We start from the raw sequence: 11,733 nt of genomic DNA, 5'->3' as shown, positions 1-11,733 counted from the left end.
TTAAAAGTAATTAACTAATATAGCCATACTTACAGCTGAAAAAATTGTAGGATAAACATAATTTTTTTTAGAAATAAAAAAAACAGATAAGGATAATGCAACAACAACAAATCTAACTAAGTAGCTTGTATCATCCATTGCACCGACTGGAAAAATTATTGTTCTTGCAATTAGTGCTGCTAAAGTTGCATAAGCTAAACAGTTGAACCATTTAAATATCTTAGAAGTTTCTTTTATGCTCTCTGAGCTTACTGCCCCAAGAAATCTTGATAAAAAAGTTGCAAGTGATGTCACCAAAATTGCTAAAACGATACTAGTTGACATTTTTTTCACCTATTAAATAAGCAATAGTACCACCAACTACTCCACCTAATAAAATAGACCATTCAGGTGAAAAAAAATAAAAAACAGGTCCTAATATAATTCCAAATAAAACTGATAAAGTGACTTGTCTTGTCTTAGACGCTCCTACCATCATGCATAAAAAATAAACAGGATTTAAAATAGCTAAACCCATCATCATTTCCTTGTTTAAATATTCTGAAAAATAGAAACCTATTAAAGTACCAACTACAGCAACACTCCATGTAGCACTTCCAATCCCTATCCAATAATCAATTCTATATTTTTGTGGAATAGTCTTATAATTACTCTTCATAATCAACCAAGCTGATACAGCTATGAAATGGCATGAAAAATAATATTTCCACTTTGGTTGATCTTCATGCATCATTAATGGAAACAAAGAAACAGCCATTGGATATAAACGAGCATTAACAAACCAAACTGCTAAAAAAATATTTAACAAAGAAGCACCAACCAATAAAGACTCTGCCATAACCAGAGATCCTGGCAAAGCGTAAGTCAGCATAGTAGAAAAAATGCTTTCTTGAATATTGAAGCCGAGGTTTTTTAGAAGAGCTCCTATAGCGATAAAGCAACAACCTAGAGCTATTGCTGGACTATCGTGTGCTAATATAGATTTATAGCCTTTAAAAAAGAAATCTTTATTTATCATTAACCACCAAGGAATAGTCTACCAACATCAGGGTTTTGCAATAACTCGTCCCCTTTGCCAGCAATTGCAGTTTGTCCAGATACCAATACATATCCAATGTCTGCAAACTCTAATCCTTTTTTGGCATTTTGTTCAACTAATATAATAGTTTTCTTTTCATTTTCTTGAAGATCTCTCAAAATTTCAAAAACCATATCAATATATCTGGGTTCTAAACCAATTGAAGGTTCATCAACTAATAGAACAGATGGCTTCATAACTAATGCTCTAGAAATTTCTAACAACCTTCTTTCACCACCAGATAAAACTTTAGCAGGCTGATTTCTTCTATTCCTCAATCTCTCATATTTTTCTAAAATTCTTTCAGCTTCTTCAAAAGACTCTTCAGTTTTATCTTTAATGTATCCACCCATTAACAAATTTTCTTCAACTGTCATATCTGGGAATACCGAATTGTCTTGCAAGATATATGCAATTCCAACTGATTTTAATTTTTCAGCTGGTGTAAGATTTGTAATTTCTTTTCCTTCTATTTCAATTTGACCAGAGAAGATATTTGTAAATCCATAAATTGTGTGAAGAATTGTAGATTTACCAGCTCCATTTGGTCCAATCAAACACAATGATTGAGCTTTATTCACAAATAAATCAAAATTATGTAAAATTTCCATTTTACCGTACCCAGCATTTAAATTTTTTATCGTTAAATGAATTTCATCTGGAGATAGTTTTTTTAAATCTTCTGGTGTTGGAGCTTTTCCTAAAACTTCATATTGATTTGACATTATTGAGCTCCTAAATATGCATCGATAACACGCTTATCGTTTTTAATTTCATCTGGTGAACCATTTGCCAACATTTTACCATGAGCTAAACAAAAGATAGTTTCTGCTAATTGCATAATCACTCTCATGTTATGTTCAATAACCAAAAGAGTGATACCAAAATCTTGATTTACTTTTATCAATCTATCTATAATTCCATTAATCAAAGTCGGATTAATTCCTGCTGTTGGTTCATCTAGCAGTAGCATTTCTGGTTCATTCATTAATGCCATAGCAAGTTCTAATAGTTTTTGTTGACCAAAAGATAAATCTCCTGCTCTAAGTTTTCTCTTTTGATATAAACCAACAAAATTTAATAAATTTTCAGCCTTTTCAATCAATTCTTGAGGTATTTTAGAGAATAATTTTAATAAACTTTCATCACTACCTTTATGGCTAATAAGCATATTATCAATACAGTTCAGTTTGCCATAAATTCTTGTTTGTTGAAAAGTTCTTAATAGTCCTAGCTTTGCTATTACGGGAACAGGAAGTTCAGAAACTTCTTTTCCATTAAATTTAATTGAACCCTGGTCAATAGGATAAGTTCCAACAATTGAATTAAACAAAGTCGTTTTTCCTGATCCATTCGGGCCAATCAATCCTACAATTTTACCTTTTTCAACTGACATGGAGATATCAACATTAGCTTTTACTCCTCCAAAAGATTTACTAACATTATTAACTTCCAAAATACTCATTTTATCTCTACCTGAGCCTTTCGGTCAGCCTCATCAACTACTTCACCAAATCTTTCAGGATATTTTTCTCTCAACCATCCCATAATTCCCTCTGGGAAATAAATAACAATTACTACAATTAAAACTCCCAAGGCTACGTACTGCCAGCCTAAGAAGAATGTCCAAAAGCCTTCTTTAAATATATGAAATACTGTTGCACCAATAATTGGTCCCCAAAGCGTTCCTTTGCCACCTAATATTGCCATTAAAACCATGAACACTCCCATTTCTCTTCCATCAAAAGCGACATCTGTAGAATCTATGTATCCAACTAGTCCACCCATTATTCCTCCAGCCAAACCACAGAAAAATGCAGAAATCATCCAACCAATAATTTTGTATTTCATTGTTGCAATTCCCATAGCTTCAGCCTTGTCTTCGTTGTCTCTGATAGCATTAAGAATTAATTTAAATCTAGTAGAGTAGATTGCTTTGACAGCAACGAATGTAAGTATCAAAACTAAGAAACTTAAAAAATAAAAGAATTCACCTCTAGCTTCTAAACTTCCTATGTTTGGAAAAGGAGGTGTCGTAAATCCTTGCCCTGCTCCAATTATTTCAATTCCTCCAGAAATTTCACCAGCAGCTACTCCTAATCCTAGAGTACAAATAGCAAAGTAGTGACCTCTCAATCCTAAAATTGCATAACCAATTAAACCGGCAACAATTGTTGGAACCAATGCAGCAACAACTAGTCCCATCGCCATACCTTGGAAAAATTGAGTAGGAGTATGTACAAATGTTTTTTCACCACCACTTTCTGTCCATTCAGCTAATGGAAAAAACATTCCAACTTGAACAGAGGCACATAAATACATTCCTAATCCATAGAATAAAATATTTCCAAATGTATTGTATCCCATCTCCCCTCCTTGAATATTCCAAGTAGTTGCAAGCACAATTAGAATGCAAAGAATAGATAATTGAACTTTAAATGCTGGAAAAATAAATGGAGCAGCTAAACCAAATACTAAAATTCCTAAGTAGAGTATTAAATTATTTTTGTTCATATAGACTATTAATTTTTTCTCTAAAGTTTTGATCTACTGTAAAATAATGACCATCTTCATCATGTACACTTGAGCCTGATGAATGATATTCGTCTAAGTGTTTTTTAAATTTATCTATGTCAACTTCGACTGATTGACCTTGATTATCATTAATTTTAACTTTCCTCATTTTAAGTACTCTCTTTTTCTTGATAGTTTAAATCTTCGGTAAACTAAAATTAAAACTAGTAATAAAAATACTGACCCAATTCTAAATTCTGTTCCTAAAATATAATCTGCAAATTCCTCAAAAACACCTAATCCCATTCCCGACATAGCAACACCTGGTAAATTTCCTAAACCAGCAACAATTACAATCATAAAAGATCTAATCGTATAAGGTAAACCCATATAAGGATGAATAGTAAATGTTATAGAGATTAAAGCTCCAGCTACACCACATAATGCAGCATTAATTCCAAAAGTTGCTGCATAAACTTTTTCGGTATCTACACCTAAAATTTTTGCAGCACGTGCGTTTTGTGCAGTTGCTCTAATTGCTCGTCCAAGCTTAGATTTTTTCATGTACACAACTAAGCAAACTGCAAACAGAATGCTTATAAAAGCTGAGAATATTTTTGAATTTGGTAGTACAACGCTATTATCAAATAGCATTGTTGTCCCATAATCAGAGTTTGCAAGCACAACATCTGCACCAAATGCAAAGTTCATTAATTGCATGAACAAAATACTTATTCCAAATGTTGCTAAAATCGAAATGAATAAATCTCTATCGACTACCTTATTAATAACTAATTTGTAGATCGCTATTCCTACAAAATACATTATGATTGGAGCAACAATTACTCCCCATGCCGGATGAATACCGTAAAGATACATAAAGTAAGCAATGTATCCTCCTAAAATAACAAGATCACCTTGTGCAATATTAATTATATTCATAACACCCCACTGAAGAGCCATTCCATAAGCAATTAATGCGAATAAAACTCCTAAAAGAATACCATCCAAGCAAGCTTGAACAGTTATCATTGGGTATTGAAATACAAGAAAATCCATAAAAACTTTTTTTGGTTTATATAAAAAAAAGCCCCCTATTACTAGGGGGCTCAATTTTTAATTATTATCTTTCAGACCACTTAGGTATTGGGTGAATTAACTTAGCAGATGCCCATTTTAATGGAGCAACAACTTTGTTTTCACACTTACCAGCGTCATCACACATTACTTGGAAAAGTACCATTGGCTTATCAACATTCTGACCACCAGGTGCAAATTTAATATTTCCATAGAATGTTTGCATGTCTGTAGCTGCAAGAGCATCTCTTACTTTCTTTTGATCAAAAGAATTTGCTCTTTCAAATGCATCTTTGAATACTAACAATGCAGCTGAAGACTCAGCAGACTGGTATGGTGGATCATATCCAAACTCTTTCTCAAAGTCAGCAGCATAAGTCATTCCATCTTTAAAGAAGTCATCTTTATAAGTTAAAGATTTATGCCATTGAGAAGCACAAAGTGCATACTGAGAGTTTTTACCATGTTGCTTTGATAATTTCGCAGCATCGCAGTGAGTCATAGCCAACATTGGAACATCAACCTTCATCTCAGCAATTTGTCTTACTGCTGTCAACGCACCTTTAGTATGTCCTGATACTACTAGAACGTCTGGTTTAAGTTGTTTAACTTTAACCAAAGTTGCAGCCATATCATTTAACTCTTTAGGCAGTTTGTCATCAATAATGATTTCTGATCCAGTTCTTTTTGCAGCATCTAAAATACCTAATCTAACGTCCTGTGAAAAAGCATCTTGTTCAAAAGCTTGAGCAATTCTAACTGGTTTTCCACCATTTAGTTCAACTGCTGTTTCAATTGCTACATCAAGATATAAGTTCGCCGGAGCTAATACCGCAAATAGATATTTGTAACCTTTAGTAAACAAAGATCTAGATGCACCATTCGCCTCAACCATTGGAACACCATATTTTTCAGTTACAGGTGCAATTGCTTTTGTCAAACCTGAACTGTATGGGCCAAGCATAAACTCAACACCATCTTGTGAAATTAATCTTTCTGCAAGCTGTGCAGCTCTCTTAGGATTTGACTCATCATCATAATAGATAATGTCAAACTTATAAGTTTTTCCACCAACTTTAACTCCACCCATGCTGTTTATTCTATCTACGGCCATGTTATAACCGTTTTGAGTATGAACACCGTTAGATGAGTACTTACCAGTTAAGGAAATTGCAGCACCTAAAATAATTTTGTCGCCAACTACTTTTGCAAAAGATGCAACAGAAGTTGAAAATAAAATTACTAATGCAGAAACAAAACTTAAAATTATTTTATTTAACTTCATTTTATTTCCCCTTTAATTAATTATTTAATACATAATTAAATAAAGAAATTTCATACAATGCAAGTGGCAATAAAGACTTAGTTTGGCTTTAATATTGTTGCGTAATAACAATAATTCCAGCAATAATTACTAAAACACTCGCTGAAATTGTATTAATCGTTTTAGGATTTGCTGTAATCCATTTAATCAATTTTTGCGCAAGTATTGCATAACATATCAAAGATAAAAAATCTAATACAATGTAAGTTGAAATTAAAATTATAAATTGACCTAAAAGATTAGAACTAAAATCAATAAATTGTGGAAATATAAAAGGAAAAAACATCCATGCTTTAGGACTGGTTCCTGCAACTAAAAACCCGTCTCTAAAAAAAGATAAATTGCTTTTCGTAATTTCTTCCTTGTCTTTTAAATTTTTTGGGCGGGACTTATAAATATCATAAGCAAGATACAAAATGTAAAGAACTCCAATCCATTTGAAAATATTAAGAATTAATGAATTTTCTGAAAAAAAAGATCCAATTACAAAAATTACTAAAGTTGCTTGAATTAAATTTGCAGTTACATCACCTAGCGCTGACCAAACACATTTTCCTACACCGTAATTCATTGAGTAAGAAATTATGACTATTCTAGGAGTGCCAGGAGTAATGAATAAAAAAATGATAATCTGTAAGTAAAGTATGAATTCTAAAGGAAGCATATTTTTATAGAGAAGATAGTCCTTAAAAACCGGGAGCTAAAGATGGCTAAGAAGGACTATCAAGGTGATAATATCAGAGCGTAAAAAAAATGCATTAAATTTTTTTTTCAAATATAAAGGATTTATGAAAAAAAAAGGCTACACCCCAGTAACCAAAGTTAAAAATCATGAGCCTAGTATTGATGACCCAGACTGGGTAATTTGGGCAGCATGGGCTGACCGGATTACTTTTGAGGAAATTGAGAAAAAAACAGGTAAACGAGAATCTGATGTAATTAAAATTATGAGGAGATCTCTAAAACCTTCTTCTTTCAGATTATGGAGAAAAAGAGTAAATCAAAAAAGCATTAAACATAGAAAAAAATTTGAATATTCTAGAAAAGAAATCACTAGTAAAATTAAAAAAGGTGACTATCTATAAGATATGAAAAAAATCACTATGTATACAGGTCCACTATGTAACTATTGTGAAGCTGCAAAAAGATTATTAACAAGAAATAACGCTCCATATAACGAAATTGACATTTCAAAAGTTGAAGGTGCAATGGATGAAATGATTAAGAAAGCAAATGGAAAAAGAACAATTCCACAAATTTTTTTTGATGAGCAACATATAGGTGGCTACGACGAAGTAAGAGCTCTAGAAAAAGAAAATAAACTTCAAGAGTTGCTAAAAAGTTAAAATTATACTTAAGTTTTTGGTTTAAAAACTAAACAAACACCATTGTTACAATATCTTTTTCCAGTTGGTTCTGGACCATCATCAAATATATGTCCATGGTGACCACCACATTTTTTACAATGATATTCTGTTCTTCCATAACCTAAATGATAATCTGTTTTTGTTTCAAATACATCTGGCAAAGATTCATAAAAGGACGGCCAACCAGATCCACTTTCATATTTAGTATTTGAATCAAATAATTTCTCACCACAATTTGCACAATGAAAACTTCCTTCTCTTTTTTCATGATTAAGCTCACTTGATCCAGCAAGTTCTGTACCTTCCTCAAACAAAATTAATTTTTGTTCAGCTGTAAGGTTAGGGTTAATTTTTTTTGTCATTTAAATATATTTAGCACAAGTTTGATGCAACAATGAGTGTAATTCTACTAATTTTTCAAAATCCTTATTGTATCCTCCTCCTAAAACTCCACAAAGGGGTATTCTTTGTGCATAAAAGTTTTCTACAACAAGTTCGTCTCTTAATCTAATACCTTGATCAGAAATTTTTAATTTTCCTAATCGATCATTAAAATGAATGTCTACTCCCGCAATATAAAAAACAAAATCAAAATTTTCTTGATTTAACTCTTTTAGATAATGTTTTAACATTTTAATGTAAGTATCATCTTCCATATTATCTTCTAACTCTACATCTAAGTCACTAATAGATTTTTTTGCAGGATAATTAGTTTTTGAATGCATACTAAATGTAAAAACATTTCTATTTTCTTTAAAAATATCTGAATTGCCATTTCCTTGATGTACATCAAGGTCTAAAATTAAAACTCTATTTGCTAGACCCCTATTAAGCAAATAATGAGCGGCGACTGCCACATCATTAAAAACACAGTAACCAGCACCACCATCGTAATTAGCATGATGACTTCCTCCAGCCGTGTTACAAGAAATTCCATAATTTATTGCAAGTTTTGATGCTAAAACAGTTCCTCCTGTTGCAACTAAAGATCTCTGAACAACACTGTCTACTAAAGGAAAACCTATTTTTTTGACCCCATCTTTGTCCAAAGTTTTATTTGTAATATCTCTTATGTATTTTTCAGAATGAGCAAATTTTAGTGTTTCAGATGAACAGGGATAAGGTTTATGAAACTTTTTAACTATATTTTTTTTAATTAAATAATTCGCAAGTTCGCTAAATTTATTTATTGGAAATTTATGATCATCTCCAATTTTTGCAAAATAATCTTCATGATTTACAACTGGTAACTCCATAGTTACTCTAAAACTCTAATTGGCTTTCCATTAACACAAGCCTCTAATCCCTCTATCATTTGATTGTAAAAAATACTGTAATTTTCTGCTGTTACATATCCTATATGTGGAGTTAACAGGGCGTTGGGTAAAAATCTTAATTTATTATTTTCAGGTAAAGGTTCTTTTTCATATACATCAATACCAGCCCCAGCAATTACATTAGTTGATAATGCTATAATTAAATCATCTTCATTTACTATTGGTCCTCTTGAGGTATTAATTAAAAAAGCAGTCTTCTTCATATTGTCTAGCTCTTTTAATGTTATGCAATCTTTATATCTCTCTCCACCTTGTACATGAATAGACACTACATCTGAGTTCTTAATTAAATCATCTTTACTACAAGGAAGAACATCTAGTTCTTTACATTTATCTAAACTTAAATTCTCACTCCAAGCCATAACTTGCATTCCAAATGCCTTTCCAATTTTTGCAACTTCACTTCCTACTCTACCTAATCCAATTAATCCTAATATTTTTCCTTTTAGCTCAACACCAATAGTAGTTTGCCAGTATCCTTGATACATATTATCAAACTCTTCCTTAAAATTTCTAGCTAAACCAAGAATTAATGCCCAAGTTAGTTCTGGCGTAGGGTTGATATTGATATCAGTTCCACAAACTATAATTTTTCTTTTTTTAGCAGCTTCAAGATCTATAGATCTATTTCTCAATCCACTAGTGATAACAAATTTTAAATCACTCAAATTATCAATAAGATTTTTTGTAATGGGAGTTCTTTCTCTCATTATCAAAAGAGCATTAAAATCAGCCAATTGTTCAATAGCGTCTGCTTCGTCTACAAAAGGTTCGCTGAAAATTTTAAATTCATATTTTCCAGATAATTTTTCTAAATCAACAAATTGTTGAGCAACATTTTGGTAATCATCCAATATAGCAACTTTAAGCATTTTTAACTTTCTTATTTGATAACAATATTCCTGTTACAATAAAACCAGCGCCTAAAATATGATAAAACATAAATTTTTCACTAAAAAAAAACATTGCCATTATTGCACTTAATATTGGCATTAAGTGCAAAAAAACTCCTGAGCGATTGGCACCTATCATTGAAATTCCTTTTATCCACAGAAGGAACGATGCTAAACCAGGAAACAAAACTACATAGAATAAAATTAAAATAAATGGTAACTCTAAATTAATCCTAAATCCAATTTGATATTCAATAAAATAAACTGGTATTAAAAATATTAATCCAAAGGTGATTACTACTTGGAGCAAAGATATTTGGGTTAATTCATATTTTTTTCCTTTTAATAATGTAGAATATAAAGCCCAAGAGAACATCGCTATAACCATAGTGATATCACCTTTATTAAAATCTAAATTCTTTAAGATTTGAATGTTTGCTTTTGTAATAATCATAATCACACCAGCAAAGGAAAAAATTACTCCTATAATTTGAAAAATGTTTGTCTTTTCAATTTTCAAAATTGATGAAAATAACATTATCATAACAGGTATTGTTGAGATCATTAAAACTCCACTTATTACTTGAGTAAAATTTAATGAATAATAAACAATAGAATTAAATACTGTAATACTGGTAACCCCTAATATAATAAAAAGCTTATAGTTTTTGATTATGTAGTTTCTTTTCTCTAATATTTCAGGAATTGTAAAAGGTGCTAAAATTAACCAAGCAAAAAACCATCGATAAAAATTTAGTGAAAATGGTGGAACTTCATAAAAACTTGCAAGCTTTCCCACTACGAAATTTCCTGCCCAAAATGTTACAGTCAAAAATAGATATAGATAAGCTAGAAAATTATTATCTTTAGTCACTTAACTAAATCTAAGCGAGCTATATGGTTTTAAATCTAAGTTTGTATTTTCGTTCGCTATCATTCCTGAAACAATCTTTCCAGAAATTGGACCTAAAGTCCATCCTAAATGATGATGTCCAAAACAATAATAAACATTTTTATAATTTTTGGACGGTCCCATAACAGGTAAAAAATCTGGTAAAGTTGGTCTAAATCCTAACCACTCATCCTCATGTTCAGGTAAATCACCAAGCATATATTTTGCATTATTAATTAAATTTTTAACTCTAGATTTTGACAAAGGATTAACTAATCCACCAAATTCAACTGTTCCAACTACTCTCAATCCTTGTTCCATTGGTGTAATACCAAAACCACGGTTTGAAAATATTACTGGTCGGCTTAATAAATGATCACAGTTTTTAAAATGAACATGATATCCTCTTTCAGTATCTAGAGGAATTTGTTCGTCTAAATTATCAGTCAATTTTTTAGAAAAAGCTCCACACGCAATTACTGCTTTATCAAAAACATAACTTTGTGTTTCAGTTTTAAAAATAGGTTTTTCATCATCAAATTTTATATCTTTAATATTTACTTTATTAAACTTTCCACCTTTTTGTAAAAATAAATCAAATAATTTTAAAAGAATTCTTTTTGGGTTTCGGGCATGTCTTGCATAAGGATAATAAACACCTGCATGATAGAAAGGTTTAATATGGGGTTCAAGATCATGAATTTCAGCTTTATTTACCAGTTGTTGTTTAACTCCTAATTCATCTCTAACTCTAATTTCTAATTCTCTACTTTTTAAATCTTGATCATTCCAGATATAAAGTATTCCTTTGTTCTCCACCAATCCCTCAAGATCTATTTCATCAAATAATTCATCATACGCCGGTAAAGCTAAATCTAAAATTTGATGCATATTTTTTGCTGTGTGCATCATCTTGGTTTTTGTAGTGTTCATAATAAATTTAATGAACCATGGAATCATTTTTGGAACATAATTCCATTTTAAAGCCAGAGGACCGGTTGAACTTAATAACATAGCTGGTACATCTGCTAAGACATCGGTTCTATTTAAAGAAAGTGAAGCGTAAGGTGAGAAATGTCCTGCATTTCCATATGAAGCAGCTTGGCTTCCTGGATTGTCTCTATCAAATATTGTTACATTAAATCCCTTTTTTTGAAGGAACAATGCATTTGATACACCTTGGATGCCAGCACCAATTATACCAACCTTAATGTTCTTATTCATGAGAATGTTATACAATCAAAAAATTAA

The 11,733-nt window shown here is 31.2% G+C and carries 16 protein-coding genes; 2 read left to right on the top strand and 14 right to left on the bottom strand.

Annotated elements, in window-relative coordinates; all coding sequences use genetic code 11:
* The 9 genes from ACQY31_RS06575 to ACQY31_RS06535 all read right to left on the bottom strand — a co-directional run bounded on the left by ACQY31_RS06575 (position 1) and on the right by ACQY31_RS06535 (position 6,657).
* A complete protein-coding gene (locus ACQY31_RS06575) occupies positions 1-324 on the bottom strand; it encodes an AzlD domain-containing protein (RefSeq protein ID WP_428079639.1) in 324 nt (107 codons plus the stop codon).
* On the bottom strand, positions 314-1,018 hold the full coding sequence (locus ACQY31_RS06570) for an AzlC family ABC transporter permease (RefSeq protein ID WP_428079637.1): 705 nt from the start codon (positions 1,016-1,018) through the stop codon (positions 314-316). Before ACQY31_RS06570 ends, ACQY31_RS06575 begins: the two co-directional genes overlap by 11 nt.
* A complete protein-coding gene (locus tag ACQY31_RS06565) occupies positions 1,018-1,803 on the bottom strand; it encodes an ABC transporter ATP-binding protein (RefSeq protein ID WP_428079635.1) in 786 nt (261 codons plus the stop codon). Before ACQY31_RS06565 ends, ACQY31_RS06570 begins: the two co-directional genes overlap by 1 nt.
* The gene (locus ACQY31_RS06560; RefSeq protein WP_428079633.1) at positions 1,803-2,543 is read right to left on the bottom strand and encodes an ABC transporter ATP-binding protein; all 741 of its coding nucleotides are present in this window, start codon (positions 2,541-2,543) and stop codon (positions 1,803-1,805) included. Before ACQY31_RS06560 ends, ACQY31_RS06565 begins: the two co-directional genes overlap by 1 nt.
* A complete protein-coding gene (locus ACQY31_RS06555) occupies positions 2,540-3,592 on the bottom strand; it encodes a branched-chain amino acid ABC transporter permease (RefSeq protein WP_428079631.1) in 1,053 nt (350 codons plus the stop codon). The genes ACQY31_RS06560 and ACQY31_RS06555 overlap by 4 nt, the downstream gene beginning before the upstream one ends.
* Positions 3,579-3,761, bottom strand: a complete 183-nt coding sequence (locus ACQY31_RS06550; protein WP_262590330.1) for a hypothetical protein — start codon at positions 3,759-3,761, stop codon at positions 3,579-3,581. Before ACQY31_RS06550 ends, ACQY31_RS06555 begins: the two co-directional genes overlap by 14 nt.
* Entirely contained in the window at positions 3,758-4,651 is an 894-nt protein-coding gene (locus tag ACQY31_RS06545; protein ID WP_428079628.1) for a branched-chain amino acid ABC transporter permease, read from the bottom strand. Before ACQY31_RS06545 ends, ACQY31_RS06550 begins: the two co-directional genes overlap by 4 nt.
* Positions 4,652-4,715: 64 nt before the next feature.
* Complete coding sequence (locus tag ACQY31_RS06540) at positions 4,716-5,954, bottom strand: amino acid ABC transporter substrate-binding protein (protein ID WP_428079626.1); 1,239 nt, start codon at positions 5,952-5,954, stop codon at positions 4,716-4,718.
* Between the two features lie 88 nt (positions 5,955-6,042).
* Positions 6,043-6,657, bottom strand: coding sequence for a LysE family translocator (locus tag ACQY31_RS06535; RefSeq protein ID WP_428079624.1), 615 nt, complete (start codon positions 6,655-6,657; stop codon positions 6,043-6,045).
* Positions 6,658-6,781: 124 nt separating this feature from the next.
* On the opposite strand from ACQY31_RS06535, the gene ACQY31_RS06530 reads away from it, so the two are divergent.
* Both ACQY31_RS06530 and grxC read left to right on the top strand, forming a co-directional pair.
* Positions 6,782-7,078: a TIGR03643 family protein gene (locus ACQY31_RS06530; protein WP_428079622.1), complete on the top strand. Its 297-nt coding sequence runs from the start codon at positions 6,782-6,784 to the stop codon at positions 7,076-7,078.
* A 3-nt stretch (positions 7,079-7,081) separates the two neighbouring features.
* Positions 7,082-7,339, top strand: a complete 258-nt coding sequence (gene grxC, locus ACQY31_RS06525) for a glutaredoxin 3 (RefSeq protein ID WP_428079621.1) — start codon at positions 7,082-7,084, stop codon at positions 7,337-7,339.
* 8 nt (positions 7,340-7,347) lie between these two features.
* Here the strand turns inward: grxC and msrB are convergent, their stop codons facing one another.
* From msrB to ACQY31_RS06500, 5 genes are read right to left on the bottom strand one after another with little or no spacing between them, the layout of a single operon-like run.
* On the bottom strand, positions 7,348-7,722 hold the full coding sequence (gene msrB / locus ACQY31_RS06520) for a peptide-methionine (R)-S-oxide reductase MsrB (protein WP_428079619.1): 375 nt from the start codon (positions 7,720-7,722) through the stop codon (positions 7,348-7,350).
* The gene (locus ACQY31_RS06515; protein ID WP_428079617.1) at positions 7,723-8,616 is read right to left on the bottom strand and encodes a histone deacetylase family protein; all 894 of its coding nucleotides are present in this window, start codon (positions 8,614-8,616) and stop codon (positions 7,723-7,725) included.
* 2 nt (positions 8,617-8,618) lie between these two features.
* On the bottom strand, positions 8,619-9,569 hold the full coding sequence (locus tag ACQY31_RS06510; RefSeq protein WP_428079615.1) for a D-2-hydroxyacid dehydrogenase family protein: 951 nt from the start codon (positions 9,567-9,569) through the stop codon (positions 8,619-8,621).
* Positions 9,562-10,464, bottom strand: coding sequence for a DMT family transporter (locus tag ACQY31_RS06505; RefSeq protein WP_428079613.1), 903 nt, complete (start codon positions 10,462-10,464; stop codon positions 9,562-9,564). Before ACQY31_RS06505 ends, ACQY31_RS06510 begins: the two co-directional genes overlap by 8 nt.
* Positions 10,465-11,706 (bottom strand): NAD(P)/FAD-dependent oxidoreductase, encoded by a 1,242-nt coding sequence (locus tag ACQY31_RS06500; RefSeq protein ID WP_428079611.1) that lies wholly within the window; start codon positions 11,704-11,706, stop codon positions 10,465-10,467.
* Between the last annotated feature and the right edge of the window lie 27 nt (positions 11,707-11,733).

The sequence above is a fragment of the Candidatus Pelagibacter sp. genome (assembly GCF_965262185.1).
In the GTDB taxonomy this organism is placed as follows: Bacteria; Pseudomonadota; Alphaproteobacteria; order Pelagibacterales; family Pelagibacteraceae; genus Pelagibacter.
The sequence above is the reverse complement of the archived record's forward strand: the minus strand, read 5'-3'. Positions and strand labels throughout refer to the sequence as shown.